The 26265-nt window shown below is 65.9% G+C and carries 25 protein-coding genes and 1 pseudogene; 12 read left to right on the forward strand and 14 right to left on the reverse strand.

Annotated elements, in window-relative coordinates; genetic code table 11:
* Positions 1-32 precede the first annotated feature (32 nt).
* The 8 genes from KDW96_RS14620 to KDW96_RS14655 all read right to left on the reverse strand — a co-directional run bounded on the left by KDW96_RS14620 (position 33) and on the right by KDW96_RS14655 (position 9904).
* Entirely contained in the window at positions 33-1955 is a 1923-nt protein-coding gene (locus tag KDW96_RS14620; protein ID WP_255836983.1) for a PrkA family serine protein kinase, read from the reverse strand.
* A 293-nt stretch (positions 1956-2248) separates the two neighbouring features.
* Positions 2249-2578, reverse strand: a complete 330-nt coding sequence (glpE, locus tag KDW96_RS14625) for a thiosulfate sulfurtransferase GlpE (RefSeq protein ID WP_255836984.1) — start codon at positions 2576-2578, stop codon at positions 2249-2251.
* Positions 2575-3399, reverse strand: coding sequence for a symmetrical bis(5'-nucleosyl)-tetraphosphatase (locus KDW96_RS14630; RefSeq protein WP_255836985.1), 825 nt, complete (start codon positions 3397-3399; stop codon positions 2575-2577). Before KDW96_RS14630 ends, glpE begins: the two co-directional genes overlap by 4 nt.
* Positions 3399-3779: a Co2+/Mg2+ efflux facilitator ApaG/CorD gene (apaG, locus tag KDW96_RS14635; RefSeq protein WP_255836986.1), complete on the reverse strand. Its 381-nt coding sequence runs from the start codon at positions 3777-3779 to the stop codon at positions 3399-3401. The genes KDW96_RS14630 and apaG overlap by 1 nt, the downstream gene beginning before the upstream one ends.
* A gap of 31 nt (positions 3780-3810) precedes the next feature.
* Entirely contained in the window at positions 3811-4629 is an 819-nt protein-coding gene (rsmA, locus tag KDW96_RS14640) for a 16S rRNA (adenine(1518)-N(6)/adenine(1519)-N(6))-dimethyltransferase RsmA (protein WP_255836987.1), read from the reverse strand.
* Between the two features lie 123 nt (positions 4630-4752).
* Entirely contained in the window at positions 4753-5745 is a 993-nt protein-coding gene (pdxA, locus tag KDW96_RS14645; protein WP_255836988.1) for a 4-hydroxythreonine-4-phosphate dehydrogenase PdxA, read from the reverse strand.
* Between the two features lie 126 nt (positions 5746-5871).
* Positions 5872-7140 carry a peptidylprolyl isomerase gene (locus KDW96_RS14650; RefSeq protein WP_370295459.1) on the reverse strand — a complete coding sequence of 423 codons (1269 nt, stop codon included), beginning with the start codon at positions 7138-7140 and terminating at the stop codon, positions 5872-5874.
* A 4-nt stretch (positions 7141-7144) separates the two neighbouring features.
* Positions 7145-9904: an LPS-assembly protein LptD gene (locus tag KDW96_RS14655; RefSeq protein ID WP_255836990.1), complete on the reverse strand. Its 2760-nt coding sequence runs from the start codon at positions 9902-9904 to the stop codon at positions 7145-7147.
* 125 nt (positions 9905-10029) lie between these two features.
* Between KDW96_RS14655 and KDW96_RS14660 the strand changes: the two genes are divergently transcribed.
* From KDW96_RS14660 to KDW96_RS14670, 3 genes are read left to right on the forward strand one after another with little or no spacing between them, the layout of a single operon-like run.
* Positions 10030-11055, forward strand: a complete 1026-nt coding sequence (locus KDW96_RS14660) for an aminoglycoside phosphotransferase family protein (RefSeq protein WP_255836991.1) — start codon at positions 10030-10032, stop codon at positions 11053-11055.
* Positions 11052-11723 carry an N-acetylmuramate alpha-1-phosphate uridylyltransferase MurU gene (gene murU / locus KDW96_RS14665; protein ID WP_255836992.1) on the forward strand — a complete coding sequence of 224 codons (672 nt, stop codon included), beginning with the start codon at positions 11052-11054 and terminating at the stop codon, positions 11721-11723. Before KDW96_RS14660 ends, murU begins: the two co-directional genes overlap by 4 nt.
* 1 nt (position 11724) lies before the next feature.
* On the forward strand, positions 11725-12486 hold the full coding sequence (locus KDW96_RS14670) for a TerB family tellurite resistance protein (RefSeq protein ID WP_255836993.1): 762 nt from the start codon (positions 11725-11727) through the stop codon (positions 12484-12486).
* Positions 12487-12493: 7 nt separating this feature from the next.
* Here the strand turns inward: KDW96_RS14670 and KDW96_RS14675 are convergent, their stop codons facing one another.
* Positions 12494-13483: an alpha/beta hydrolase family protein gene (locus KDW96_RS14675; RefSeq protein WP_255836994.1), complete on the reverse strand. Its 990-nt coding sequence runs from the start codon at positions 13481-13483 to the stop codon at positions 12494-12496.
* 132 nt (positions 13484-13615) lie between these two features.
* Between KDW96_RS14675 and rpe the strand changes: the two genes are divergently transcribed.
* The 6 genes and pseudogenes from rpe (at position 13616) to trpC (ending at position 19195) form a co-directional block, all read left to right on the forward strand.
* Positions 13616-14290, forward strand: coding sequence for a ribulose-phosphate 3-epimerase (rpe, locus tag KDW96_RS14680; protein WP_255836995.1), 675 nt, complete (start codon positions 13616-13618; stop codon positions 14288-14290).
* Positions 14287-15161, forward strand: a pseudogene (locus KDW96_RS14685) (phosphoglycolate phosphatase). Before rpe ends, KDW96_RS14685 begins: the two are co-directional and overlap by 4 nt.
* A 67-nt stretch (positions 15162-15228) precedes the next feature.
* Positions 15229-16707 (forward strand): anthranilate synthase component I, encoded by a 1479-nt coding sequence (trpE, locus tag KDW96_RS14690; protein WP_255836997.1) that lies wholly within the window; start codon positions 15229-15231, stop codon positions 16705-16707.
* 12 nt (positions 16708-16719) lie between these two features.
* Complete coding sequence (locus KDW96_RS14695; protein WP_255836998.1) at positions 16720-17316, forward strand: aminodeoxychorismate/anthranilate synthase component II; 597 nt, start codon at positions 16720-16722, stop codon at positions 17314-17316.
* Positions 17313-18362 carry an anthranilate phosphoribosyltransferase gene (trpD, locus tag KDW96_RS14700; RefSeq protein WP_255836999.1) on the forward strand — a complete coding sequence of 350 codons (1050 nt, stop codon included), beginning with the start codon at positions 17313-17315 and terminating at the stop codon, positions 18360-18362. Before KDW96_RS14695 ends, trpD begins: the two co-directional genes overlap by 4 nt.
* Complete coding sequence (trpC, locus tag KDW96_RS14705; RefSeq protein ID WP_255837000.1) at positions 18359-19195, forward strand: indole-3-glycerol phosphate synthase TrpC; 837 nt, start codon at positions 18359-18361, stop codon at positions 19193-19195. The genes trpD and trpC overlap by 4 nt, the downstream gene beginning before the upstream one ends.
* A 50-nt stretch (positions 19196-19245) precedes the next feature.
* Here trpC and crp read toward each other — a convergent pair whose 3' ends face one another.
* Positions 19246-19890 (reverse strand): cAMP-activated global transcriptional regulator CRP, encoded by a 645-nt coding sequence (crp, locus tag KDW96_RS14710; RefSeq protein WP_208707113.1) that lies wholly within the window; start codon positions 19888-19890, stop codon positions 19246-19248.
* 239 nt (positions 19891-20129) lie between these two features.
* On the opposite strand from crp, the gene KDW96_RS14715 reads away from it, so the two are divergent.
* Together KDW96_RS14715 and speD are read left to right on the forward strand one after the other, a co-directional pair.
* Positions 20130-20552 carry an OsmC family protein gene (locus KDW96_RS14715; protein ID WP_255837001.1) on the forward strand — a complete coding sequence of 141 codons (423 nt, stop codon included), beginning with the start codon at positions 20130-20132 and terminating at the stop codon, positions 20550-20552.
* 217 nt (positions 20553-20769) lie between these two features.
* Positions 20770-21564 (forward strand): adenosylmethionine decarboxylase, encoded by a 795-nt coding sequence (gene speD / locus KDW96_RS14720; RefSeq protein WP_255837002.1) that lies wholly within the window; start codon positions 20770-20772, stop codon positions 21562-21564.
* Between the two features lie 58 nt (positions 21565-21622).
* Here speD and coq7 read toward each other — a convergent pair whose 3' ends face one another.
* Both coq7 and KDW96_RS14730 read right to left on the reverse strand, forming a co-directional pair.
* Positions 21623-22270 carry a 2-polyprenyl-3-methyl-6-methoxy-1,4-benzoquinone monooxygenase gene (gene coq7, locus KDW96_RS14725; RefSeq protein WP_255837003.1) on the reverse strand — a complete coding sequence of 216 codons (648 nt, stop codon included), beginning with the start codon at positions 22268-22270 and terminating at the stop codon, positions 21623-21625.
* A gap of 100 nt (positions 22271-22370) precedes the next feature.
* Positions 22371-22709, reverse strand: coding sequence for a histidine triad nucleotide-binding protein (locus KDW96_RS14730; protein ID WP_255837004.1), 339 nt, complete (start codon positions 22707-22709; stop codon positions 22371-22373).
* A 78-nt stretch (positions 22710-22787) separates the two neighbouring features.
* Between KDW96_RS14730 and KDW96_RS14735 the strand changes: the two genes are divergently transcribed.
* Positions 22788-24272: an AAA family ATPase gene (locus tag KDW96_RS14735; protein WP_255837005.1), complete on the forward strand. Its 1485-nt coding sequence runs from the start codon at positions 22788-22790 to the stop codon at positions 24270-24272.
* Between the two features lie 12 nt (positions 24273-24284).
* Here KDW96_RS14735 and KDW96_RS14740 read toward each other — a convergent pair whose 3' ends face one another.
* The gene (locus KDW96_RS14740) at positions 24285-25076 is read right to left on the reverse strand and encodes an SDR family NAD(P)-dependent oxidoreductase (protein WP_255837006.1); all 792 of its coding nucleotides are present in this window, start codon (positions 25074-25076) and stop codon (positions 24285-24287) included.
* A gap of 125 nt (positions 25077-25201) precedes the next feature.
* A complete protein-coding gene (locus KDW96_RS14745) occupies positions 25202-26182 on the reverse strand; it encodes a DUF805 domain-containing protein (RefSeq protein ID WP_255837007.1) in 981 nt (326 codons plus the stop codon).
* Between the last annotated feature and the right edge of the window lie 83 nt (positions 26183-26265).

A 26265-nucleotide genomic window follows, 5' to 3' on the forward strand; every position in this document is an offset into this window, starting at 1 on the left:
TTGCAGCTTAAGGCTAATGGCTTGAGGCTGCTTTACTGCGATTTGCGAACCCGCAGGTACCACTCGGAGAGCAGGCGTACCTGCTTGTCGGTGTAACCGCGCTCGACCATGCGCTTGACGAAGTCGTTGTGCTTCTGTTGGTCCTCCTTGCTGGCCTTGGCGTTGAAGCTGATGACCGGCAACAGGTCTTCGGTATTGGAGAACATCTTCTTCTCGATCACCACGCGCAGCTTCTCGTAGCTGAGCCAGGTCGGGTTCTTGCCATTGTTGTTGGCGCGGGCGCGCAGCACGAAGTTGACGATCTCGTTGCGGAAGTCCTTCGGATTGCTGATGCCGGCCGGCTTCTCGATCTTCTCCAGCTCCTCGTTGAGGGCCACACGATTGAGAATTTCGCCGGTTTCCGGGTCGCGGTACTCCTGGTCCTGGATCCAGAAGTCTGCGTACAGCACGTAGCGGTCGAAGATGTTCTGGCCATACTCGCTGTAGGACTCGAGGTAGGCGGTCTGGATTTCCTTGCCGATGAACTCGATGTAGCGCGGTGCCAGGTATTCCTTGATGAAGCGCAGGTAGCGCTCGCGCACCTCGGCGGGGAATTGCTCCTGGTCGATCTGCTGTTCCAGCACGTACAGCAGGTGCACGGGGTTGGCTGCGATCTCGTGGGAATCGAAGTTGAACACCTTGGACAGAATCTTGAAGGCGAAGCGGGTCGACAGGCCGTTCATGCCCTCGTCGACGCCGGCGTTGTCACGGTACTCCTGGATCGACTTGGCCTTGGGGTCGGTGTCCTTGAGGTTCTCGCCGTCATACACGCGCATCTTCGAGTAGATGTTGGAGTTTTCCGGCTCCTTCAGGCGCGACAGCACGGAGAACTGCGCCAGCATCTTCAGCGTGTCGGGTGCGCAGTGGGCGTTGGCCAGGGAGCTGTTGGCCAGCAGCTTGTCGTAGATCTTGATCTCATCGGTGACGCGCAGGCAGTAGGGCACCTTGACGATGTAGATACGGTCGATGAACGCTTCGTTGTTCTTGTTGTTGCGGAAGCTGTGCCACTCGGACTCGTTGGAGTGGGCCAGCAGGATGCCGTTGAAAGGCAGGCCGCCGAGGCCTTCGGTGCTGTTGTAGTTGCCCTCCTGGGTGGCGGTCAGCAGCGGGTGCAGCACCTTGATCGGCGCCTTGAACATCTCGACGAATTCCATCAGGCCCTGGTTGGCGCGGCACAGGGCGCCCGAGTAGCTGTAGGCGTCGGCGTCGTTCTGCGGGAACTCCTCGAGCTTGCGAATATCCACCTTGCCGACCAGGGCGGAGATGTCCTGGTTGTTCTCATCGCCCGGCTCGGTCTTGGCCACGGCGATCTGGTTGAGGATCGAAGGGTAGAGCTTGACCACGCGGAACTGGCTAATATCGCCGCCGAACTCGGACAGGCGCTTGGTGGCCCAGGGCGACATCACGGTGGTCAGGTAGCGGCGAGGGATGCCGAAGTCCTCTTCGAGGATGGTGGCATCTTCGGCGGCGTTGAACAGCCCCAGGGGCGATTCGAATACCGGCGAGCCCTTGATCGCATAGAAGGGGACTTTCTCGATCAGCTGCTTGAGCTTCTCCGCCAGGGACGACTTGCCGCCGCCGACCGGGCCGAGCAGGTAGAGAATCTGCTTCTTCTCTTCCAGACCCTGGGCCGAGTGGCGGAAGAAGGAGACGATCTGGTCGATGCACTCCTCCATGCCGTGGAAGTCGGCAAAGGCCGGGTAGCGGCGAATCATCTTGTTGGAGAAGATGCGCGACAGCCGGGCAGTGCTCGAGGTGTCGACCAGCTCGGGCTCGCCGATGGCCATAAGCATACGCTCGGCGGCCGTGGCATAGGCGCTGGGGTCTTGTTTACACAGCTCGAGATACTCTTGGAGGCTGTATTCCTCCTGGCGAGTTGCTTCGAAGCGTTGTTGGAAGTGGCTGAAGATACTCATGACGTCACCTCGGTCGATGCTCGGAGCCGGGCGAGGGATCGGTCGTTCGGGTGCTAAGGCGCAGCCGATGAGAGTGCCGACGAAGATCCCCCAGGATACAAAAGGTCGTTACCGTTGGCCCGAAGCCGGTCAGCCGGCTTTCCCTGATTTTTGGATGGCCTGAGGTAAGGATAGTTCGGAATCTGGAAGATCAAGCGCGGCGCAACGATAACAAGATATTGCCGCGCCCGAGGCGCGGCGCGAAAGCAGGAGCCGCGCGGGGTTGCCCGCAGGGGGGCGGGCAATATTTTTTTTTACTCGGCGGCGTCCTGGGCGACGTCGGCCGGGTAGCTGGCGCGCCACAGTTCGAAGCCACCGTCCAGGCTGTACACCTCTGAGAAGCCCTGGCCGACCAGGTAGGCGGCGGCGCTCTGGCTGGAGTTGCCGTGGTAGCAGGTGACGATCAGGGGCGCGTCGAGATCGGCCCGGGCGATGAAGTCGGCCAGCGAGTAGTTGTCCAGGTGCTGGGAGCCGCTGATGTGGCCGAGGGCGTAGCTCTGTGGGTCGCGGATGTCGACGACCGCGGCGCCTTGCTGGCGCAGGGCGTGTGCCTGTTGGGGGGAGATGCGCTTGAACTCGCTCACGGTGTTTCCTCGTTGCAGTCGCAGCGGTGGCGTTCGCCGCTGTCGATATTCAATAGGGTCATGGCGCCGCCCCAGACACAGCCGGTATCCAGGGCGAACAGGCCGGGCTCGTCGCAGCGGCCTTCCAGTGCCGCCCAGTGGCCGAAGACGATCTTCTGGCCGCGGGTCTTGCGCCCGGCATGGCTGAACCAGGGGGCGTAGCCACGCGGGGCGCTGCCGACGCCTTCCTTGCTCTTCAGGTCCAGGATGCCGTCGGCGGTGCAGAAGCGCATGCGGGTGAAGTAGTTGGTGATCACCCGCAGGCGGGTAATGCCGTGCAGGTCGCTGCTCCACTGGGCCGGTTCGTTACCGTACATGCCGTCGAGGAACAGCGGCAAGCGACTGTCGTCGCGCAGCGCCTCCTCGACCTCGGCGGCCCGCGTCAGCGCCTTGTGCAGTGACCACTGCGGCGGGATGCCGGCATGCACCAAGGCGATGTCGCGGTCGACGTCGTAGTGCAGCAACTTCTGCCGGCGCAGCCAGTCGAGCAGCTCGTCGCGATCCGGTGCGACGAGAATCTCCCGCAGCGTGTCGGCTTTCTTCAGGCGCTCGATATTGTGGGCGGCCGCCAGCAGGTGCAGGTCGTGGTTGCCCAGCACGCAGGTCACGGCGTCGCGTAGCGAGTAGACGAAGCGCAGGGTGGCGAGGGACTCGGGCCCGCGATTGACCAGGTCGCCGACCAGCCACAGGCGGTCCGTGCTGGGATCGAAGGCCACGCGCTGCAACAGGCAGCGCAGCGGTTGCAGGCAGCCTTGCAGGTCGCCGACGGCGTAGGTCGCCATCAGTGCAGCGAGCCCGGCACGGCAAGGCGGAACGGCGCGATTGGCGCCTCGAAGCGGGTGCCGTCCTCGGCGAGCATCTGGTAGCTGCCCTGCATGGCGCCGACCCGCGTCGCCATCACGGTGCCGCTGCTGTAGGTGTGGCTTTCGCCGGGGGCGATCAGCGGCTGCTGGCCGACCACGCCGGCGCCGCGCACCTCCTGCACGCGGCCATCGCCATCGGTGATCAGCCAGTGGCGCGACAGCAGCTTGGCGGGTTGCTGGCCGTTATTGGCGATGGTCACGGTGTAGGCGAAGGCGTAGCGGTTCTGCTCCGGCTGTGATTGCTCCGGCAGGTAACGGGTGGCGACTTCGACGTCGACCAGGTAGCGGGGATCGGGCATGGGTTGAGACTCGCTGAGCTGGAAGACCAGTCTAGTTGCTGTCGGCCGGTGTCGGATGATCGGCCAGCTGGTCGGCCAGGCGCACGAAGGCGGCCAGGTCGAGTTGTTCCGGGCGCAGGCTGCCATCCACCCCGGCGGCTTCGATGGCGCTGGCCGGCATTAGGGCTTTGAGGGTGTTGCGCAGGGTCTTGCGGCGCTGGTTGAACGCCTCGCGCACGATACGCTCGAGCAGTTGGTGATCCTTGGCAGGATGGGGTAGCACCTCGTGGGGCACCAGGCGGACGATGGCCGAGTCGACCTTCGGTGGCGGGTTGAACGCCCCCGGACCCACATCAAACAGGTGCTCGACCCGGCAATGGTACTGCACCATGATCGACAGTCGTCCCCAGTCGCCGCCGCCGGGGCCGGCTGCGAGGCGCTTGACCACTTCCTTCTGCAGCATGAAGTGCATGTCGCGGATCAGTGCGGCGTTTTCCAGCAGGTGGAAGATCAGCGGGGTGGAGATGTTGTACGGCAGGTTGCCGACTACACGCAGGCTGTGAGGGGCCGGCTCGAGGCGCTGGAAGTCGAACTTCAAGGCGTCGCCCTGATGCAGGTGAAAGCGCGGTTCTGCGGCGAATTTGCCGTTGAGGATCGGAATCAGGTCGCGATCGAGCTCGATCACATCGAGCTGGGCGCCGCTGCTGAGCAGACCCTCGGTCAATGCGCCCTGGCCCGGTCCGATTTCCAGCAGGCGCTCGCCTTCGCGGGGATGGATGGCGCGCAGGATGCGGTGGATGACGCCGGCGTCATGCAGGAAGTTCTGGCCAAAGCGCTTGCGCGCGCGGTGGTGTTGGTGGGTGTCGGACATGGCAGCGGCTCCAGGCTTCAAGCCGCGAGCTTAAAGCGAATGCAAAAAGCGGCAGTTTAACAGCAAAGGGCCGGCATGCCGTAGGCCGGTGTACGCCGGCCTACGGTGGCGCGAGCGTCGCGCCTAGGCGCGGCTGGCGGCCATCTGATAGGCATGCTCCAGGGCAACTTGCAGGCTGCCGCTGTCGATCCGGCCGCTGCCGGCCAGGTCCAGGGCTGTGCCATGGTCGACCGAGGTGCGAATGATCGGCAGACCTAGGGTAATGTTCACCGCGGCGCCGAAGCCCTTGTACTTGAGTACGGGCAGGCCTTGGTCGTGGTACATCGCCAGCACCGCATCGCACCGCTCGAGGTGCTTCGGGGTGAACAGGGTGTCGGCCGGAAGCGGCCCTACCAGGTCCAGGCCTTCGCCGCGCAGCCGCTCGAGCGTCGGCTCGATCACCTCGATCTCCTCGCGGCCGAGGTGACCGCCTTCGCCGGCGTGGGGGTTGAGGCCGCAGACCAGGATGCGCGGTCGCGCGATGCCGAACTTGCTGCGCAGGTCCTGATCGAGGATGCGTGTGACCCGCGTCAGGCGCTCGGCAGTGACGGCGGCGGCCACATCCTTGAGTGGCAGGTGGGTGGTCACCAGGGCCACGCGCAGGCCGCGGGTGGCGAGCATCATCACCACCTGCTCGGTGTGGGTGAGTTCGGCGAGAAACTCGGTGTGTCCGGAGAAGGGAATGCCGGCCTGGTTGATCACGGCCTTGTGCACCGGGGCGGTGATCATCGCGGCGAACTGCCTGTCGAGGCAGCCCCGGCCGGCGCGGGTCAGGGTTTCCAGGACATAGGGGGCATTGGCCGGATCCAGCTGGCCAGGTTGCACCGGCGCGGCCAGCGGGGTGTCCCAGACGTACAGGCTGCCGGCCGCGCTAGGCGTGTCTGGCCAGGCGTCCGGGCCGACGGCGATCAGCTCGACGGCGACGCCCAGTTGACCGGCGCGCTGGGCCAGCAGCTCACGGCTGGCGATGGCGATCAGGGGCTTTGGCTGCGCCTGTTGGGCGAGCAGCAGGCAGAGATCGGGGCCGATGCCGGCCGGCTCGCCGGGGGTCAATGCGAAAAGCTGCGGTGCGGTCATGGACGAGTGCTCGGTTGGGCCGCCTAGGCGGGCGTCGGGTTGGGCGTGCTGGCTATCTTAAGCCGCTCCGGCCCGGAAACAAAAAAGCCCGGCGCTGAAGGCCGGGCTCTGATCGGTGCGCTGCGCTTACAGCTTGGTTTCGACGTAGGCCTCGTCGCGGATCTGGCGCAGCCAGGCTTGCAGTTCCTCATCGTACTTGCGGTTGCGCAGCAGGTTCAGCGCCTGTTGCTCGCGGAACTCTTCGCTGCTGTCGGTGGCGCGCCGGCCCATGACCTGCAGGATGTGCCAGCCGTAGGTGGTCTTGAAGGGTTTGGACAGCTCGCCGCTGGCGGTGTTGGCCATCACTTCGCGGAACTCCGGCACCAGCGCGCTCGGGTCGATCCAGCTCAGGCTGCCTCCGTTGAGCGCCGACCCCGGGTCCTCGGAGAAGCTCTTGGCCAGCTCGGCGAAATCTTCGCCGGCCTGGATGCGCTGGTGCAGGCGCTCGACCAGGCGCTTGCTTTCCGCGCTGCTGCGGATCTCGCTGGGCTTGATCAGGATATGGCGGACGTTGACTTCGTCGCGCACCTGGGCGCCGCCGCCGCGCTTTTCCAGCAGCTTGAGCAGGATGAATCCGCCTGGGGTGCGCACCGGATCGGTGACTTCGCCGACCGACAGCGCGCCGATCATGGCGTCGAAGGGCGGCGGCAGCTGGGCCGCCTTGCGCCAGCCCATCTCGCCACCTTCCAGAGCGGTTTCACTGGCCGAGCGGGCAATGGCCAGCTGAGCGAAGTCGGCCCCCTTCTGCAGCAGCTGATAGACCTCGCCGGCCTGGCGCTCGGCGGTCTGGATGGTTTCCGGAGAAGCGGCTTCGGGGACCGGGATCAGGATGTTGGCCAGGCGAAACTCTTCCGACAGCTGCAGCTTGCCGAGGTCGGAGGCCAGGAAGTTCTGCACTTCCTGGTCGGTCACCTGGATGCGCTCGGCCACGCGGCGCTGGCGCACACGGCTGATGATCATCTCGCGGCGCACCTGGTCGCGGGCGTCGGCGTAGGACAGGCCGTCCTTCGCCAGGGCGGCGCGGAACTGCTCGAGGCTCATGCCGTTGCGCTGGGCAATGGTGCCGATGGCCTGGTTGAGCTCCTCGTCGGTGATGCGAATGCCGGAGCGATCGCCGATCTGCAGCTGGATATTCTCGATGATCAGGCGTTCGAGCACCTGGTCATCCAGCACGTCCCCCGGCGGCACTTCGGCGCCGCGCTTGGCGATGGTCTGCTGGACTTCGCGCACCCGGGCGTCGAGCTGGCTGTGCATGATCACGTCGTTGTCGACGATCGCCACCACACGGTCCAGGACTTTTACTTCGGCCTGCGCCGCAGCGCCGAGAAACAGCGCGCCCAGCAGCAGCGGGCGCATGCAATCAGAAAGCTTGGTCTTCACGTTCACGATAACCTTGAATGCCTTGGTCGAGGAAAGTCTCCACCTTGTTGCCAGTCACACCGCCCAGGCCCTTGAGCACGATCTGCAGGAAGATCCCGGTATCGGCCTCGTCGTTCAGCGAGGGGTTGAGGCTGACTTCGTCGTAGTCGATCCAGTAGCGGTTGATCAGGCGCAGTTTCCAGCAGCAGCTGTCGTACTCGAAGCCGCCGAAGGCCTCGAGGGTACGGTTGCGGTTGTAGTCGTACTGCCAGCGGGAAATCACGCTCCATTGCGGGACGATCGGCCAGATCACCGAGAAGTCGTGCTGGCTGATCTTGTAGTAGTCCTCGATGAAGTTGGCGCTGCCCGGAGTGCCGTAATCACCGCCGCCTACGACCCAGTTGCCGCTGTCCTGATCGTAACGCACGGTGTCGTTGCGGTAGCGGTAGCCGGCATTGATCACCTTGTTCGGGTTGTCTTCGGGCTGGTAGTGGAACATCGCGCTGCCCGAGCGGGTGCGGTGGGTGTCCGGGTCCCAGTTGAAGTCCGAGGAGAGGCGCCAGTCGCGGTTGAAGCGATACAGGTATTCCAGCGCGTAGGGCGACTGCGAGGCCTGGGCGTCGGCGCGGGTGCGGTAGTCGATGCCCGGCAGCTGCACCTTGCGGTCGGCCAGGTAGAGGGCCTGGCCGACGCTGACGCGCTGGCGCTCGAAGCCGTTGGGCTCGATCCAGCGGCTGGTGACGCCCAGCGATACCTTGTTTTCGTCGCCGATGCGGTCCTTGCCGGAGAAGCGGTTCTCGCGCCACAGCGAGGAGTAGCTGAAGGTGCTTTCGCCGGTGTCGAACACCGGGATATCGGTCTGGTCTTCCTCGGGCACATAGAGGTAGTACAGGCGCGGCTCCAGGGTCTGGCGGAAGGCTTTGCCGAACCACTGGGTGTCGCGGTCGAAGTACAGGCCGCTGTCCACGCTGAGCAGGCCAAGGCCGCGGTTCTGGCTGCCGCTGAACTCCTGCTCGGCGAGCAGGCTGTTCTTGCCTTGCTGGTCGAGGCTGAGGTCGTAGTTGGTCTGCAGGTACTTGACCTGGGGTTTGAGGAAGCCCCAGCTCCAGTTCAGCGGCAGGCTCACGCCTGGCTCGAGGTGCAGGCGGTCGCCATTGGCTCGCGCCAGGCCGCGCAGGCGCTCGTCATACCAGAGCTGCTCGGTGACGCCATCCTCGTTGATAAAGCTGCCCGAGCGAAGATCGCGGTCGAAGCGCACCAGTTCGCTGCCGTAGCTGAAGTCCAGGCCGCCCGGGTGGAAGGGCAGGGTGCCGTCCAGGGTGATCTGCGGCAGGCGGTTGTAGGGGGTGATGTCGGTGATATTGGCCAGTTCGTAGGCGTGGGCGTTCAGCCGCGCGGTGTAGCTGTCGCCGCGATAGGTCAGGGTGCCGCGCTGGTTGACATAGGCGGTGGTCTCGATGCCCAGGTCGGTGTCGAGGTCCTGGAAATAGTACGGGTCGCTGATGTCGGTGTAGTCGACCTCGGCCAGCAGGCGCGAGTCGAGCCCGCCGCGGTGCTGCCAGCTGTACAGCCAGCGCTGGTCCTCGTACTCGGACTGCAGCTTGCGATCGTCGTTGCTGTCGTCGAGGTAGGCCGCGCCGACTTGCCCTTCGCTGCTCTTGGTCAGGTAGCGGAACTCGCCTTCCATGAGCAGGCCGCGATCGCTCATGTAGGTGGGGTACAGCGTGGCGTCGTAGTTCGGCGCCAGGTTGAAGTAGTAGGGCGTCTGCAGGGTCACGCCGCTGTCGCTGTCGCTGCCGATGCTGGGCGGCAGGAAGCCCGACTGACGGCGATCGTCGATCGGGAAGTAGATGTAGGGCGTGTAGAAGACCGGAATGTCCTTCACTCGCAGGGTCACGTTGGTCGCGGTGCCGAAACCGGTGGCCGGGTTGAGGGTGATGTTGTTGCCCCTCAGGTGCCAGGCGTTGCTGCCCGGTTCGCAGCTGGTATAGGTGCCGTCCTTCAGGCGAATGATCGCCGTTTCTTCGCGCTTGGCGTAGAGCGCGCTGCCGCGCACATGGCTTTTGTGCAGCACGTACTCGGCGTTGTCGACCTTGGCTTCGCCGTTGTCCAGTTGCAGCTCGGCGCGGTCGCCGACTACCAGCATGCCCTGGTCGCGCAGGCGCACATTACCGACCAGCTCGCCGCGGCTCTCGGCCTGATGCAGGCTGGCCTCGTCGGCCTCGACCTGCATGCCGGACTGGCGAATCACCACGTCGCCGGCGAGGGTCGCGACTTGTTCTTGCTGTTCAAAGCGCGAGGCCTTGGCGGAGACGAACAGCGGCGCTTCGTCCATCGGCGTCTGGTCATTCATGCCCGGCCGGATCGGCTCGACATAGGCGCCGGCGCAGTAGGGGGCGACCTCGGCCAGTTGTGCCGGGTTGAGCTGCTCGCGCGGCACCCAGTCCAGATGACTGTAGTCGGCGCTGCGTGAGGCCAGGGCCTTGCCGCCGCTCTCCGTCACCAGCGTGGTGCGCGCAGTGCTGTCGTCGCGGCCAGCCGTGGTGCCGGAGCTGACCGCCGAGCCGCTGTGCACCGGGCGTGCCGGCAGCGCAGCCTCGCTGGCCTTGGGCGCGCACGCCCAGCCGCCGCTGGCGGATGCCCGACAGTCGTACTGTTCGGCAGCAAATGCGAATTGACCAGCGACGGGCTGAAGGGCTAGAAGACCGCCTGTGACCAGAAGTGGGAATTTTTTACGAACAGCGGGGAATTTTACTGCCATCTTATTTTTCCGGGCTTCCTGCGCGCCATCGGCCCAGGGGCCGCACGCCTCTCGATGGGCTTAAAAAGATGCTGGATAATAAAGCATGACCCGCGCAACGGCTAGCGCCGTCGGAGACCCTTGTAATGCCTGAACAAGATGTACGCCTGCAACTCCTCAATCAGTGGCTCGACCAGCAACTGCCCGTGGTATTCGCCGAGCGGGGCTGGGGGGAGGTGCCGGCCGCCACGCTGACCGCTGCCAGCAGCGACGCCAGTTTTCGCCGCTATTTTCGCTGGCAGGCCGCTGATCGAAGCCTGATCGTGATGGACGCGCCGCCGCCCCAGGAGGACTGCCGGCCCTTCGTCAAGGTTGCTGGGCTGCTGGCCGGCGCCGGGGTCAATGTGCCGCAGATTCTCGCCGAGGACCTCGAGCGCGGCTTTCTGCTGCTCAACGATCTGGGCCGGCAGACCTATCTGGAGGTGATCGAGGAGGCGAATGCCGATCGCCTGATGGGCGACGCATTGCAGGCCCTGCTGGCGTTCCAGCGCCTGCCGATGGATGCCGGGTTGCCGAGTTACGATGAGGCCCTGCTGCTGCGCGAGCTGCAGCTGTTTCCCGAGTGGTACCTGCGCCGCCACCTGGGCGTCGCGTTGAGTGAGGCCCAGCAGGCCGCCTGGCAGCGCATCTGCGCCCTGCTGATCGACAGCGCCCTGGCCCAGCCCAAAGTGCTGGTGCACCGGGACTACATGCCGCGCAACCTGATGCTCAGTGAGCCGAATCCCGGTGTGCTGGACTTCCAGGACGCGGTATACGGACCGGTGACCTATGACGTCACCTGCCTGTTCAAGGACGCTTTCCTCAGCTGGCCGGAAGCGCGGGTGCGTGACTGGCTGCAGGACTACTGGCGGCAGGCCCGGGAGGTGGGCATTCCGGTGCAGGACGGCTTCGAGGACTTTCTGCGGGCCAGCGATCTGATGGGCGTGCAGCGTCACCTCAAGGTCGTCGGCATCTTCGCGCGCATCTGCCACCGAGACGGCAAACCCCGCTACCTGGAGGACGTGCCGCGGTTCTTCGCCTATATCCAGGTGGTGCTGGCGCGGCGTCCCGAGCTGGCCGAGCTGGGTGAGCTGCTTGCCGGTCTGCCTCAGTCCCAAGGGGTGCCGGCATGAAGGCGATGATCCTCGCCGCCGGCAAGGGCGAGCGCCTGCGACCCTTGACCCTGCATACCCCCAAGCCGCTGGTGCAGGTGGCAGGCGTACCCTTGATCGAATATCACCTCAGGGCGCTGGTTGCCGCGGGCTTTGCCGAGGTGGTGGTCAATCACGCCTGGCTGGGCCAGCAGATCGAGGATCACCTCGGCGACGGCGCGCAGTTCGGTCTTAGCCTGCGTTATTCGGCCGAAGGCGAACCCCTGGAGACCGGCGGCGGCATCTTCCAGGCGCTGCCCCTGCTCGGCGACGAACCCTTCCTGGTGGTCAACGGCGATATTTGTACCGACTACCCCTTCGCCGAACTCCGGCGGCCGCTGGCCGGGTTGGCCCATCTGGTGCTGGTGGACAACCCGGCGCATCACCCGGTGGGCGACTTCTATCTGGAGGGCGAGCAGGTGGGCGATGCCCAGGCCGAGCAGCCGAGCCTGACCTACAGCGGCATCGCCGTGCTGTCGCCGGCGCTGTTCGCCGGCTGTCAGCCGGGCAGCTTCAAGCTGGCACCGCTGCTGCGCGCCGCCATGGCTAAGGGGCTGGTGAGCGGCGAGCATTATGCCGGCCGCTGGGTCGACGTCGGCAGCCATGAGCGACTGGCCGAAGCCGAGCGCTTGCTCGCGCCGAGTCGCTGAAATGCTCTGGCCCCTGACGCTGCTGGGTGCCTTTGCCGGCTGGGCCGTGGCCAGCATTCCCGGTGCGCTGCTGGGGGGGCTGCTCGGCCAGGTCGCGGATCGGCGCTTGCGCCTGCGCGGTTGGGCGGAGTTGCGCGAGCGGCTCGGCGCGGCGCCGCCTCCGGGGGACGAGGTGCTGCTGTTCATCCTGCTCGGTCGTCTGGCCAAGTGCGACGGGCAGGTGCTGCAGACCCATATTCGCCAGGCGCGTGCGGAGATGCAGCGCCTGGGCCTGGATCAGGACGCCCAGCGCCGGGCGATCGAGGCCTTCGCCCGCGGCAAGACCGGACGCGACAGCCTGCGCGCACCGTTGCGGCGCTATCGCGGGCGCGGCGAAGCGTTGCTGCGGGCCTGCTGGCGCATGGCCTGGGTGGATGGGCGGGTCAGTCGCACCGAGCGCGAGCTGATACTGCTGTGGGGCAAGTGGCTGGAGGTCTCGGCCGCGACACAGGAGGCGTTGAGCGCCGCCTATGCGCCCCGTCAGGGGCCGATGCCGTCGACCGTGGGCGGCAGCTATCAGGCGGCCTTGCGCCTGCTGGGTGTGACTGCCGACAGCGAGCCGGCGCAGATCAAGCAGGCCTATCGACGTCTGCTCAGCCGTCACCACCCCGACAAGCTGGCCGGCAGTGGCGCCAGCGCCGAGCTGGTCCGCGAGGCCACCGAAAGGACCCGCGAGCTGCGCCAGGCCTATGGACTGATCCGTCAGCGCCACGGCTTTCGCTGAGTCTCCTCTACTGGGCTGTACCCATAGGCGCTGCGCCTGCCGGCAGGTGCTGCTCTAGCCAGCCGCGGATGCGGCGGAACACTTGCTTCTGCTCGGTAGCCGGGTTGCCGGGCAGCGCGTAAAGCGCGATCTGGGTGTAGGCCGGATGGCTCAGGCGCTTGGACGCCTGCAGGCGTTCATGGGCCGCCTCGCGATCGTTCGCCTGGTTGCGGTAAAAGAAGTCGCCGGTCGCCAGTTGCAGGCCTGGCACCAGCTCGTCCAGTTTCGGCAGAAAGCCCTCGGGACGCGTGGGGGCAAGCAGCAGCAGGTGCTGAATGTTCGCCGGCTTGCGCTCGGCCAGGTAGCGCGCGGCCCAATAGGCGCCGCTGCCATGGCCGAGCAGGACGATGGTGTCGGCCTGGCGCTCCTGGGCGAAGGCCACGGCCGCGTCGATACGCAGCAGGACGCGCGCGCTGTGGGCCTGGCTCGATGTTTCTGCGAGGCTGACCGTTTCGCTGCCGGTAGGCGTGGGCTCCCTGGGCGGTTCGGCACTGCCCAGTGCCTCGGTCGTCACGGCCTCCACGGGTGCTGGCGAGGCGGGCGCGGTGCGGGCGGCGTCCGTGGCCGCCGAGGGCTGGGTCGGCGGGCTGGTGGCCGGGTCCGGCAGGGTCAGGCTCAGGCTGTGCCAGCCAGTGTCCGGCAGCTCGCGGCGCAACGGGCCCACGCTGCGTGGCCAGTCGGCACTCTCCTGGTCGCCCGGCAGAAGGATGACCGCGCCGTGCGGTTTGCCGGCATTGGCCGGCAACCAGAGGGCGAGAAACGCCTCGCTGTCGGTCTGCAGGCGCTGCTGCTCCTCGTTATTCAGCTGGCGCTCCAGGGCGCGGGCGTCGACTTCGCTGCGTTCGGGTAGCGCCGTGCGCTGTCCTGTCTGTTCGACACCTGTCGCTGCCGTCTCGGCCCGCACGGGGGCGCCGAGCAGGAGCAGGCAGAGCGCGAGGCTGACGGGGCGTGGGGGCATGGGGCTTCTCCGGGGCAGACTAGGCGGCCAGACTAGCGTTTTGTGGGGGCGCTTGTCAGCGCCGAGCGCGGCTTCCGGCGACAGTCCGGGCTGCTACAATGCGCGCCTTTCGTGTCTGCCCTGAGGTGCGCCATGCAACCCTTCGCCATCGCCCCGTCGATTCTCTCCGCCGACTTCGCCCGCCTGGGCGAGGAAGTGGACAACGTGCTCGCTGCCGGTGCCGACATCGTCCACTTCGACGTGATGGACAACCACTACGTGCCAAACCTGACCATCGGCCCCATGGTCTGCGCGGCGCTGCGCAAGTACGGCATCACGGCGCCGATCGATGCTCATCTGATGGTCAAACCGGTGGACCGCATCATCGGCGACTTCATCGAGGCCGGCGCCAGCTATATCACCTTCCACCCGGAAGCGAGCGAGCATATCGACCGCTCCCTGCAGTTGATCCGCGACGGTGGCTGCAAGGCCGGCCTGGTGTTCAACCCGGCCACGCCGCTGGACGTGCTCAAGCACGTGATGGACAGGGTCGACATGATCCTGCTGATGAGCGTCAATCCAGGCTTTGGCGGCCAGAAGTTCATTCCCGGAACCCTCGACAAGCTGCGCGAGGCGCGCGCCCTGATCGACGCCAGCGGTCGCGATATCCGCCTGGAGATCGACGGCGGGGTCAACATCAAGAACATCCGCGAGATCGCCGAGGCCGGGGCCGATACCTTCGTCGCCGGCTCGGCGATCTTCAATCAGCCGAACTACCGCGAGGTGATCGATGCCATGCGCGCCGAGCTCGCCCAGGTGCGCGCGTGACGCCATTGCACGAGCTGTTCGCCGGGCGCCTGCCGGGCCTGGTGATGTTCGACCTGGATGGCACCCTGGTGGACTCGGTGCCGGATCTCGCCGCCGCGGTGGATCGGGTCCTGCTGGCGCTGGGGCGGGCGCCCGCCGGCGTGGCCCGGGTGCGCGACTGGGTCGGCAATGGCGCCCGGGTGCTGGTGCGGCGTGCCTTGGCCGGCGGACTGGAGCACGGCCGGGTCGACGAGGCGGAGGCCGAGCAGGCCCTGCAGTTGTTTATGGAGGCCTACGCCGAGAATCATGCACTGACCCGGGTCTATCCCGGCGTGATTCGTGCGCTCGACTGGTTGCATGAGCAAGGCGTGCCCCTGGCCATCGTCACCAACAAGCCCGAGCGGTTCGTCGCCCCCCTGCTGGATGAGAAGGGGCTGGGCAGTTATTTCCGCTGGATAGTCGGCGGCGATACCCTGCCGCAGCAGAAACCCGATCCGGCCGCTCTGTTGCATGTGCTGCGCATGGCGCGGGTCGAGGCGACCCAGGCGCTGTTCGTCGGCGACTCGCGCAACGACGTGCTGGCGGCCAGAGCGGCCGGTGTGCCCTGCGTGGCCCTGAGCTACGGCTACAACCATGGCCGGCCGATCGCCGAGGAAGGGCCGCTGCGGGTGCTGGACGACCTGCGCCAGCTGCTGGCCTGGCCTTGAGTACTGCGCCAGGCGCCGGCTCAGGCGCCGCCGGCCGGGTTGATTCGGCCTGGCGCCTGCGCTAGTGTGGCCGGACTTCAATCCCCGCCCAAGAGATCCCCGTGGTGGTTACCTGCAGACTCTGGCTCGCGCGAGCCGGAATGAAAATCATCAAGGCCCTGGCCCGTTGGCGCTGGCGCCTCTGACTCGATCTTGGCCGCTCCGGCGGCGCGTTTGCACACGACCGTTTTACCTCAAGCCACGAGGCTGATCATGACCCGCGAAGAATTCCTGCGTTTGGCCGCTGCCGGCTATAACCGCATTCCGCTTGCCTGCGAAACCCTGGTGGACTTCGACACGCCGCTGTCGATCTACCTGAAACTGGCCGACCAGGCCAACACCTACCTGCTGGAGTCCGTCCAGGGCGGCGAGAAATGGGGGCGTTACTCGATCATCGGCCTGCCGGCGCGCACCGTGCTGCGTGTCCATGGCCACGACGTGCGGGTGAGTGTCGACGGCGTCGAAACCGAACGCCACGAATGTCCCGACCCGCTGGCCTTCGTCGAGGCGTTCCAGGGGCGTTACCGGGTGCCGACCCTGCCGGGGCTGCCGCGCTTCAACGGCGGTCTGGTGGGCTACTTCGGCTACGACAGCGTGCGTTACGTCGAGGCCAAGCTGGCCAATGGGGTGAATCCCGACCCGCTGGGGACGCCGGACATCCTGTTGATGGTCTCCGACGCGGTGGTGGTGTTCGACAACCTGGCGGGCAAGATGCACGCCATCGTCCTCGCCGACCCGCAGCAGGAGGGCGCCTACGAGCAGGCCCAGGCGCACCTGCAGGAGATCCTGCACAAGCTGCGTCAGCCGATCACCCCGCGCCTGGGGGTCGACCTGAACGCGGCGGTCGGCGCCGAGCCGGCCTTCCGCTCCAGCTACAGCCGTGACGACTATGAGCGCGCGGTCGCCACGATCAAGGATTACATCCTGGCCGGCGACTGCATGCAGGTGGTGATTTCCCAGCGCATGTCGATCCCCTTCAAGGCTGCGCCGATCGACCTGTACCGGGCGCTGCGCTGCATCAACCCGACGCCCTACATGTACTTCTTCAACTTCGGCGACTTCCACGTGGTCGGCTCCTCGCCCGAGGTGCTGGTGCGGGTCGAGGACAATCTGGTGACGGTGCGGCCGATCGCCGGCACCCGCCCGCGCGGGGCGAGCGACGAGGCCGACCTGGCGCTGGAGCAGGACCTGCTGTCGGACGCCAAGGAACTGGCCGAGCACCTGATGCTGATCGACCTGGGGCGCAACGACGTCGGCCGCGTCTCCAGCACCGGCAGCGTCAAGCTCACCGAGAAGATGATCATCGAGCGCTACTCCAACGTCATGCACATCGTCTCCAACGTCACCGGGCAGCTGAAGGACGGCATGAGCGCCATGGATGCCCTGCGCGCCATCCTGCCGGCCGGCACCCTGTCGGGGGCGCCGAAGATTCGCGCGATGGAAATCATCGACGAGCTGGAGCCGGTCAAGCGCGGGGTGTACGGCGGCGCGGTCGGGTACCTGGCGTGGAACGGCAACATGGACACCGCCATCGCCATCCGCACCGCGGTGATCAAGGACGGTGAGCTGCATGTGCAGGCCGGCGCCGGCATCGTCGCCGACTCGGTACCGGCGCTGGAGTGGGAGGAGACGCTGAACAAGCGTCGCGCCATGTTCCGAGCCGTCGCCCTCGCCGAACAGACAAGTGAATAAAGGAGTCCTGCCATGCTGCTGATGATCGACAACTACGACTCCTTTACCTACAACGTGGTGCAGTACCTCGGCGAGCTGGGGGCGGACGTCCACGTCATCCGAAACGACGAACTCGGCGTCGCCGAGATCGAGGCGCTGCAGCCCGAGCGCATCGTCGTGTCGCCGGGGCCCTGCACGCCGACCGAGGCCGGCGTGTCGCTGGCGGTGATCGAGCATTTCGCCGGCAAGCTGCCGATCCTCGGCGTCTGCCTGGGCCACCAGAGCATCGGCCAGGCCTTCGGCGGCGAGGTGGTGCGCGCCCGCCAGGTGATGCACGGCAAGACCAGCCCGGTGTTCCACCGCGACCAGGGCGTGTTCGCCGGACTCAACATGCCGCTGACGGTGACCCGCTACCACTCCCTGGTGGTCAGGCACGCCAGCCTGCCGGACTGCCTGGAAGTCACTGCCTGGACCCAGCTGGAGGACGGCTCGCTCGACGAAATCATGGGCCTGCGGCACAAGACCCTGAACATCGAGGGCGTGCAGTTCCACCCCGAATCCATCCTCACCGAGCAAGGCCACGAGCTCCTGGCCAATTTCCTCACACAACAAGGAGGCGTGCGCCGATGAACATCAAGGAAGCCCTCAACCGGGTGGTGGGTCAGCTCGACCTGTCCACCGAGGAAATGCAGGACGTGATGCGCGAGATCATGACCGGGCAGTGCAGCGACGCGCAGATCGGCGCTTTCCTCATGGGCCTGCGCATGAAGAGCGAAACCATCGACGAGATAGTCGGTGCGGTTTCGGTGATGCGCGAGCTGGCCAGTCACGTGCACCTGCCCAGCCTGGACCATGTGGTCGATGTGGTCGGCACCGGTGGCGATGGCGCGAATATCTTCAACGTGTCGACGGCGGCCAGTTTCGTCGTCGCCGCCGCCGGCGGCAAGGTGGCCAAGCACGGCAACCGCGCGGTGTCCGGCAAGAGCGGCAGCGCCGATCTGCTGGAAGCCGCCGGCATCTACCTCAGTCTGACGCCCGAGCAGGTGGCGCGCTGCATCGACAGCGTCGGCGTCGGCTTCATGTTCGCCCAGGTGCACCACGCGGCGATGAAGCACGCCGCGGCGCCGCGCCGTGAGCTGGGCCTGCGCACCATCTTCAACATGCTCGGCCCGCTGACCAATCCGGCGGGGGTCAAGCATCAGGTGGTCGGGGTGTTCAGTCAGGCGCTGTGCCGGCCCCTGGCCGAGGTGCTCAAGCGCCTGGGCAGCCGGCACATCCTGGTGGTGCACTCGCGCGACGGCCTGGACGAGTTCAGCCTGGCCGCGGCGACCCATGTCGCCGAGCTGAAGGACGGCGTGATCAGCGAGTACGAAGTGCAACCCGAAGACTTCGGCCTCAAGAGCCAGAGCCTGATCGGCCTGGGCGTGGAAGGGCCGAAGGCCTCCCTGGCGCTGATCCGTGATGCCCTGAGCAAGCGCAAGAGCGAAGCCGGACAGAAGGCCGCCGACATGATCGCGCTGAATGCCGGTGCGGCGCTCTATGCCGCGGACCTGGCCGGCAATCTCAAGGACGGCGTGCGCCTGGCTCACGATGCCCTGCACACTGGCCTGGCCTGGGAAAAGCTGCAGGAGCTGGTGTCCTTCACCGCGGTGTTCAAACAGGAGAATCAAGGATGAGCATCCCCACCGTTCTGGAAAAGATTCTGGCGCGCAAGGCCGAGGAAGTGGCCGCGCGCCGCGCCCTGGTCAGCCTTGCCGAGGTCGAGGGGCAGGCGCGTGGCGCCGATGCGCCCCGCGGCTTTGCTCGGGCCCTGCTGGAGCAGGCCAAGCGCAAGCAGCCGGCGGTGATCGCCGAGATCAAGAAGGCCTCGCCGAGCAAGGGCGTGCTGCGCGAGCACTTCGTCCCGGCGGAGATCGCCCAGAGCTATCAGGCTGGCGGCGCCACCTGCCTGTCGGTGCTGACCGATGTGGATTACTTCCAGGGCGCCGACCGCTACCTGCAGGAGGCGCGCAGCGCCTGCGGCCTGCCGGTGATCCGCAAGGATTTCATGATCGATCCCTACCAGGTCGTCGAGGCCCGCGCCCTGGGCGCCGACTGCGTGCTGCTGATCGTCTCGGCCCTGGCCGACAGCCAGATGGCCGAGCTGGCGGCGACCGCCAAGGACTTCGGTCTCGATGTGCTGGTCGAGGTGCACGACGGCGCCGAGCTGGAGCGGGCGTTGAAGACCCTGGATACGCCGCTGGTGGGTATCAACAACCGCAACCTGCACAGCTTCGAGGTCAGCCTGGAGACCACCCTCGACCTGCTGCCGCGTATTCCCCGCGACCGCCTGGTGATCACCGAGAGTGGCATCCTCAATCGCGCCGACGTCGAACTGATGGAAATCAATGACGTCCATGCCTTCCTGGTCGGCGAGGCGTTCATGCGCGCGGAGAGCCCGGGTGCGGAGCTGGAGCGGCTGTTCTTTCCCGAGCGCAAGCGGCCCGTCAGCCGCCCGGATGTGGACTGACAGGCAATAAAAAGCCGGCGCAAGCGCCGGCTTTTTTCTGCCTGCTGCCTTCAGCGGGTGCCGAAGACCACCATGGTCTTGCCCTTGACGTGGACCAGGCCCTGTTCCTCCAGGGACTTGAGCACGCGACCGACCATCTCCCGTGAGCAGCCGACGATGCGGCCGATTTCCTGGCGGGTGATCTTGATCTGCATGCCGTCCGGATGGGTCATGGCGTCCGGCTGCTTGCACAGGTCCAGCAGGGTGCGGGCGACGCGCCCGGTGACATCGAGGAAGGCCAGGTCGCCGACCTTGCGCGTGGTGTTGCGCAGGCGTTCGGCCATCTGGCTGCCGAGGGCGTAGAGGATGTCCGGGTCCTGTTGCGTCAGTTCACGGAACTTGGCGTAGCTGAGTTCCGCCACCTCGCATTCGGTCTTGGCCCGAACCCAGGCGCTGCGCTCCTTCTCGGTGCCGTCCTTTTCGAACAGCCCCATCTCGCCGAAGAAATCACCGGCGTTGAGGTAGGCGATGATCATCTCGCGGCCATCGTCGTCCTCGATCAGGATGGTGACCGAGCCTTTGACGATGAAGAACAGGGTCTCGCAACGATCGCCCGCATAGATGATGGTGCTCTTCGCCGTGTAGCGACGGCGGTGGCAGTGCGCGAGGAGTTTGTCGAGATTCTTTATTTTAGGTGTGAGGGTAATAGCGACCATTCGCGAGTCCCGAGTGAAGCCAAAAGGGTAAGCCTTGTTCCAGCAGGCGATTTCTTATTCAGTTGTCTGGCCTCATGTGCCAGTAATCCGGCGCCAGCTTACCAGACACTTTTGCGTCAGTGGGCATTTTGCCTGGTGGTCGGCCGCGTGCCCTGGCTCATTGACGCATTGATGACATGTCGGGTCGCTAATTAGGCCTGTGATAAGCTGCGTCCCTTTTTAGCAGCGGAGACTCGGTAATGAAAGCGCGCATTCAGTGGGCCGGAGACGCCCTGTTTCTCGGTGAGTCGGGCAGCGGCCACGCGGTGGTGATGGATGGCCCGCCGGAGAGCGGCGGACGCAACCTGGGCATACGGCCGATGGAGATGCTGCTGATCGGCCTGGGCGGCTGCAGCAATTTCGATGTGGTGAGCATCCTGAAGAAATCCCGACAGGCGGTCGAGAGCTGTGAAGCCTTCGTCGAAGCCGAGCGTGCCGGCGAGGAGCCCAAGGTCTTCACCAAGATCCACCTGCGCTTCGTGGTCAAGGGGCGCGGGCTGAAGGAGGCGCAGGTCAAGCGTGCGGTCGAGCTGTCGGCGGAGAAGTACTGCTCGGCCTCGATCATGCTGGGTCGCGCCGGCGTCGAGATCACCCATGCCTACGAAATCGTCGAGCTGGGTTGAGCCTTTCATCATTTGCCTTGCGTGGATGCTGGCGGTCGGCCTGCGTCATCTGCATAATGTCGCCCCATTTTTCGGGGCGTCATACGTTTCGAACGGACAACCAAACTCGCCAGTGCGAAGAGGTGTTAATCGTCCTACGCAGCTGCGTCTTTTGCAGCTGACGGGCATGCTCGATCACGCGGCCTTGCCGCATCCACCATAGAGAGTTCCAACGGTGATGAAAAGCAAACTCAGGCTCCACGGGTTCAACAACCTGACGAAGACCTTGAGCTTCAACATCTATGACATCTGCTACGCGGAAACCGCGGAAGACCAGCAGGCCTACGTCCAGTACATCGACGAAGAGTACGACGCCGAGCGCCTGACCCAGATTCTCACCGATGTTGTCGACATTATCGGCGCCAATATCCTCAATATCGCTCGCCAGGACTACGATCCCCAGGGCGCCAGCGTGACCATCCTGATTTCCGAGCAGCCGGTGGAGCCGACGGAGAGTCAGATCGAGGAGTCGCCCGGTCCGCTGCCCGAGACCATTCTCGCGCACCTGGACAAGAGCCATATCACCGTGCACACCTACCCGGAGATCCATCCGGTAGACGGCATCGCCACCTTCCGCGTGGACATCGATGTGTCGACCTGTGGTCTGATCTCGCCGCTCAAGGCGCTGAACTACCTGATCCACCAGTTCGACTCGGACATCGTCACGGTCGACTACCGGGTGCGCGGCTTCACCCGTGACGTGGAAGGCAAGAAGCACTTCATCGACCACGAGATCAACTCGATCCAGAACTACCTCTCCGACGACACCCAGGCGGCGTATCAGATGACCGACGTCAACGTGTACCAGGAGAACCTGTTCCACACCAAGATGCTGCTCAAGGACTTCGAGCTGGACAACTACCTGTTCGGTGACGCCACCCGCAACCTGACCCCGGAGCAGCGGCAGCAGGTCGAAGACCGCGTGCGTCACGAGATGCTGGAGATCTTCTACGCGCGCAACATGCCGCACTGATCGAGCACCGCATAGAAAAGGGCGCCAGTGGCGCCCTTTTTTGTGGTCTGCCGTCTAGCTAGATGCGGTAGGTGCTCTTGGTCATCACCTTGGACAGCAGGGTCATGCCGAACTTGACCGGTGCCGGGAAGCGCAGGCCGCCGGCCTCCAGTGCGCTGGTGGCGTGTTCGGCCTCGTCCTCGCGCATCTGCTCGAGGATTGCCCGGGACTTTTCGTCGTCGGGCGGCAGCTGCTGCAGGTGGTCGTCGAGGTGCTTGACCACCTGGTCTTCGGTGGCGGCGACGAAGCCCAGGCTGACCCGGTCGCTGATCAGGCCGGCGACCGCGCCGACACCGAAGGACAGGCCGTAGAACAGGGGGTTGAGCACGCTGGGCTGGCTGCCGAGCTGGCGAATACGCTGCTCGCACCAGGCCAGGTGGTCGATCTCCTCGTCGGCGGCATGCTCCATGGCGGCGCGCACCTCCGGCAGCTTGGCGGTCAGGGCCTGGCCCTGATACAGCGCCTGGGCGCAGACCTCGCCGGTGTGGTTGATGCGCATCAGGCCGGCGATATGCCGGGCCTGGTCGGCGTCCAGCTCCGCGTCATTGCGTACGATCGCCGGCGAAGGACGGCTGGGCTGGCCGCTGAAGGGCAGCAGGGTGCGCAGCGCCATGTCCGCTTGCAGCAACAGGCGGTCGACGGGCGAGTAGTGACGATCGTTGGTCATGGGGACCTCCGGCATGGGCAACGCGGGGCAGTTTACCCCAATGCTCGGCCATGGGCTGCTGCCGGATGGTCGCAGCAGCCTTGGCCGGGTTGGCGGGGAGTCAGCCCGGCGGCCAGTGCATCGGCCGCTGGCCGAGCACGTGCAGGTGGATGTGGAACACGCTCTGTCCGGCCAGGGCCTCGCAATTCATCACCAGGCGGAAGCCCTCTTCGCAGCCCTGTTCGCGCGCCAGCTGCTGGGCGGTGTAGACCATGTGGCCGGCGAGCGCCTTGTCGCCTTCCTCGAGGTCCTTGAGGGTGCGGATGTGTTTCTTCGGGATCACCAGAAAATGCACCGGCGCCTGCGGGCCGACATCGTGAAAGGCGACCACCTGGTCGTCTTCATAAAGCTTGCGCGCGGGTATTTCCCCGGCGACGATCTTGCAGAACAGACAGTCCATGGGCAGTCTCCCGGCCTGTTGGATGAGGTCCGAGTTTAACCAGACCGCTATTTCGCGACCAGTGCACAAGGAGCCTGTGTGAAGAACGATATCCACGACCTGGGGTTGGTGCTCGACTCCAAGGTCAAGCTGATCCTCATCGAATCCTGGGACGAGCCGCGGGTGCTGGAGACCCTCACCGGGCTGGCCGTCAAGCGCGGCCTCGGTCTGCACACCTGGACGGTGACCGAGGGTTTGCAGCGCCTGGGCTTCGGCGCCGACCCGCTGGGCGAGGGCGCTACCCAGGAGCCGGAGGCCGCCCTGCGCCTGATCAAGGCCGACCTGCAGCCGAACCTGTACGTGATGTGCGACCTGCACCCGTTCCTCACCGATGACCCCAAGCTGGTGCGCCTGCTCAAGGACATTGCCTTGAGCAACGGCCCGGGCAAGCCGACCCTGGTGCTGGTCTCCCATGCCTGCAAATTGCCGCCGGAGGTGCAGCGCCACGCTGCACGCTTCAGTCTGGCGCTGCCGTCCGAAGATGAGCTGCTGAGCATCGTTCGTGAGGAGGCGGCGCGCTGGAGCGAGCAGAACCGCAACGCCCGGGTGCGCACCGACAACCGCACCCTGCAGCAGGTGGTGAAGAACCTGCGCGGCCTCAGTCACGGCGAGGCCCGCAACCTGGCGCGCAACCTGATCTGCGACGACGGCGCCATCACCCAGGAGGACTTGCCCGAGCTCAACAAGGCCAAGTTCCAACTGCTCGACCTGGAAGGGGTGTTGAGCTTCGAGTACGACACCGCGCGCTTCGCCGAAGTCGGCGGCTTGGGCAATCTCAAGCGCTGGCTGGGCCAGCGTCAGGGCATCTTTCTCGAGGGCAAGGGTGTCGACCTGCCCAAGGGCGTGCTGCTGGTCGGTGTGCAGGGCGGCGGCAAGAGCCTGGCGGCGAAGGCGGTAGCGGGTATGTGGGGGCTGCCGCTGCTGCGCCTGGACTTCGGCTGCCTGTACAACAAGTTCTTCGGCGAGACCGAGCGCAACCTGCGCGAGGCGCTCAAGTTGGCCGAGCAGATGGCCCCCTGCGTGCTGTGGATGGACGAGGTGGAGAAAGGCCTGGCCAGCGGCGACAACGACGGCGGCGTCAGCCAGCGGGTGCTCGGCACCCTGCTGACCTGGATGGCCGAGCGGCGGGCGCCGGTGTTCATGGTGGCCACCGCCAATGCCATCGACAGGCTGCCGCCGGAGCTGGTGCGCAAGGGTCGCTTCGACGAGCTGTTCTTCGTCGACCTGCCGGATGCCGCGGTGCGCGCGGAGATCTTCCGCATTCACCTGAAGCGCCGTGAACTGGACCTTGCCGGCTTCGACCTCGAGCTGCTGGCGGCGACCAGCACCGGCTTTTCCGGGGCCGAGATCGAGCAGGTGGTGGTCAGCGGGCTGTATGCCGCCCAGGCGCAGCAGCAGGCGGTCGATCAGGCCCTGCTGCTGCACGGCATCCAGAGCACCGCGCCCCTGTCGGTGGTGATGGCGGAGGATCTCGCCGCGTTGCGCGCCTGGGCCAGTGGCCGCACGGTCAATGCCAACGGCTGATGGATAGAAGTTTCAGCCCGTGTGGGCGAACCGGCGGTTGATGCGCGCGGTGAGCCTGCGCGCCAGCCAGCGGGGGGCCAGGCGCGGGGCCAGGGCCAGCAGCCGATTGCGCCAGCCGGGGATGATGATCGCGCGCTTCTTCTCCAGGGCGCGGACGGTCATCAGCGCCAGCTCCTCGGCACCCATCAGCAGCTTGCTGCCCTCCAGCGGACGGCTGTCGAGCCCGGCAGTGCGGAAGAAGGCGCTGCGGGTGGGGCCAGGGCAGAGCACCGAAACGCTGACCCCGCGCGGCTTGAGTTCTTCGCGCAGGGCCTCGGAGAAATGCAGCACGTAGGCCTTGCTGGCGTAGTAGTTGCTCATCCAGGCGCCCGGCTGGAAGGCGGCGATCGAGGCGACATTGAGAATCTGCCCGGTGCCCCGGGCGGCCATGGTCGCGCCGATGGCATGGCAGAGGCGGGCGAGGGCCAGGATATTCACCTCGATCAACCGTTGTTCGCGACTCCAGTCCTGGGCGACGAAGGCGCCTGAGGTGCCGAGACCGGCATTGTTCACCAGCAGGTCGATAGTGAGCTCGCTTTGCTCCAGTTCATGCAGCAGGCCAGACAGCTGCAGCGGCTGACTCAGGTCGCAGGTACGAAACAGCACCTCCACGGCAAAGCGCTGGCTCAACTCCAGGGCGATGCTTTCCAGCGCCGGACGCTGCCGGGCGACCAGAATAAGGTTGCGCCCGCGGCGTGCCAGGGCTTCGGCCAGGGCTAGGCCGATACCGCTGGAGGCACCAGTGATCAGGGCGTAACGGGGCATCGGGGCGTCTCCGGGAAAGGGGGGGCTGGTTGGACCACTGCGGCGCCGCAGGGTTGCCTGGGCGGCGCCTATCTTACCGCCGCCCGCGGGCCCTTCGGCAAAAGAAACCGAGCGCGATGCGCCGGTCAGGGGCTGGGAGGGCTCAGCTCGAGGCCGCTCAGGGCTATGCCGAGCATGGCGAAGCCACCCAGGAACAGGCTCAGCAGGCCGCCGAACAGCAGGATCAGGAACAGCCCGGCGAGGACCTTCACCGCGATGCTGTTGGGCGGGGGCGGCGGTCCATAGCGGTTGGCACCGGCGCTGCCCGGTAGCACCAGCATCAGGATCCAGAACAAGCTGTTGACCACGGGAACGATATTGAGCAGCAGGAGCCAGGCGCTCCAGCCGACATCGTGCAGGCGCTGCGCGCCGATCTGTACGCTGACCACCAGCGTGCCGAGCACCGCGCCGATGGCCAGCACCAGTCCGAGTGTCTCCGCGATGTTGGTCGCGATCGCCACCACCGCCATGATCCCGGCGAAGGCGACGCTGAGCATCAGTGACCAGGCCAGGTAGCGCAGACGCCCTATGCGTCCGTCGAGGCTAAAGACGTTGAGTTCGCCGACTGCGGGCAAGGCCTTGGCGACCGCTGCCTTCGGCGTGGCGTACGGGCTGTTGGCGGGGGCGGCGGCGTGATCGGGCGTGCCGGGCGTGGCCTGGGCGAACAGCGCCTGGTGAGCGATGTACTTGCCGATGATGATGCCGCAGGCGGCGCAGGAGGCCGCCTTGCGTTGCTGCTGGCCGCACTTCGGGCAGACCATGGTGGCCGCGAACTGAGGTGTCTCCCCGAGCGTCTCCGCATCCTTGCCGCCTAGCAGGCTCATGCTGGCGCCTGCGTCGGGCTCCTTGCGGGCCTTGGCGCCGGCGCGATGCAGGGCGGCGAGGTACTGATCGGCCTCGCTTTCCTGCAGGTCGCGCTTGATGGCGACGGCGTTGCCGCAGAACAGGCTGTTGATCCGCGTGCGATCGCTCTTGAACAGACGGGCGAGGTTGTCCTTGGCGGTTTCCAGGGCCACTTCGGGCATCAGCTCGCCATCGAAGACAATCTTGAAACGAGGCTGCGTCATACAGGTTTCCTTGTCGGCCCAAGGGGGAGCCCCGCATCGGTTGGCAGGCGTACAGGCCACTATCCAGCCTAGAGCAGAACTTA

Origin of the sequence: Pseudomonas benzenivorans (assembly GCF_024397895.1) — a bacterium.
In the GTDB taxonomy this organism is placed as follows: domain Bacteria; phylum Pseudomonadota; class Gammaproteobacteria; order Pseudomonadales; family Pseudomonadaceae; genus Aquipseudomonas; species Aquipseudomonas benzenivorans_A.

Excerpts from the sequence above, each read along its gene's own strand:
- KDW96_RS14620 (WP_255836983.1), bottom strand. The coding sequence starts at position 1,955 with ATGAGTATCTTCAGCCACTTCCAACAACGCTTCGAAGCAACTCGCCAG.
- KDW96_RS14630 (WP_255836985.1), bottom strand. The coding sequence starts at position 3,399 with ATGGCGACCTACGCCGTCGGCGACCTGCAAGGCTGCCTGCAACCGCTG.
- apaG (WP_255836986.1), bottom strand. The coding sequence starts at position 3,779 with ATGCCCGATCCCCGCTACCTGGTCGACGTCGAAGTCGCCACCCGTTAC.
- rsmA (WP_255836987.1), bottom strand. The coding sequence starts at position 4,629 with ATGTCCGACACCCACCAACACCACCGCGCGCGCAAGCGCTTTGGCCAG.
- pdxA (WP_255836988.1), bottom strand. The coding sequence starts at position 5,745 with ATGACCGCACCGCAGCTTTTCGCATTGACCCCCGGCGAGCCGGCCGGC.
- KDW96_RS14650 (WP_370295459.1), bottom strand. The coding sequence starts at position 7,140 with ATGCGCCCGCTGCTGCTGGGCGCGCTGTTTCTCGGCGCTGCGGCGCAG.
- KDW96_RS14655 (WP_255836990.1), bottom strand. The coding sequence starts at position 9,904 with ATGGCAGTAAAATTCCCCGCTGTTCGTAAAAAATTCCCACTTCTGGTC.
- KDW96_RS14660 (WP_255836991.1), top strand. The coding sequence starts at position 10,030 with ATGCCTGAACAAGATGTACGCCTGCAACTCCTCAATCAGTGGCTCGAC.
- murU (WP_255836992.1), top strand. The coding sequence starts at position 11,052 with ATGAAGGCGATGATCCTCGCCGCCGGCAAGGGCGAGCGCCTGCGACCC.
- KDW96_RS14670 (WP_255836993.1), top strand. The coding sequence starts at position 11,725 with ATGCTCTGGCCCCTGACGCTGCTGGGTGCCTTTGCCGGCTGGGCCGTG.
- KDW96_RS14675 (WP_255836994.1), bottom strand. The coding sequence starts at position 13,483 with ATGCCCCCACGCCCCGTCAGCCTCGCGCTCTGCCTGCTCCTGCTCGGC.
- rpe (WP_255836995.1), top strand. The coding sequence starts at position 13,616 with ATGCAACCCTTCGCCATCGCCCCGTCGATTCTCTCCGCCGACTTCGCC.
- trpE (WP_255836997.1), top strand. The coding sequence starts at position 15,229 with ATGACCCGCGAAGAATTCCTGCGTTTGGCCGCTGCCGGCTATAACCGC.
- KDW96_RS14695 (WP_255836998.1), top strand. The coding sequence starts at position 16,720 with ATGCTGCTGATGATCGACAACTACGACTCCTTTACCTACAACGTGGTG.
- trpD (WP_255836999.1), top strand. The coding sequence starts at position 17,313 with ATGAACATCAAGGAAGCCCTCAACCGGGTGGTGGGTCAGCTCGACCTG.
- trpC (WP_255837000.1), top strand. The coding sequence starts at position 18,359 with ATGAGCATCCCCACCGTTCTGGAAAAGATTCTGGCGCGCAAGGCCGAG.
- crp (WP_208707113.1), bottom strand. The coding sequence starts at position 19,890 with ATGGTCGCTATTACCCTCACACCTAAAATAAAGAATCTCGACAAACTC.
- KDW96_RS14715 (WP_255837001.1), top strand. The coding sequence starts at position 20,130 with ATGAAAGCGCGCATTCAGTGGGCCGGAGACGCCCTGTTTCTCGGTGAG.
- speD (WP_255837002.1), top strand. The coding sequence starts at position 20,770 with ATGAAAAGCAAACTCAGGCTCCACGGGTTCAACAACCTGACGAAGACC.
- coq7 (WP_255837003.1), bottom strand. The coding sequence starts at position 22,270 with ATGACCAACGATCGTCACTACTCGCCCGTCGACCGCCTGTTGCTGCAA.
- KDW96_RS14730 (WP_255837004.1), bottom strand. The coding sequence starts at position 22,709 with ATGGACTGTCTGTTCTGCAAGATCGTCGCCGGGGAAATACCCGCGCGC.
- KDW96_RS14740 (WP_255837006.1), bottom strand. The coding sequence starts at position 25,076 with ATGCCCCGTTACGCCCTGATCACTGGTGCCTCCAGCGGTATCGGCCTA.
- KDW96_RS14745 (WP_255837007.1), bottom strand. The coding sequence starts at position 26,182 with ATGACGCAGCCTCGTTTCAAGATTGTCTTCGATGGCGAGCTGATGCCC.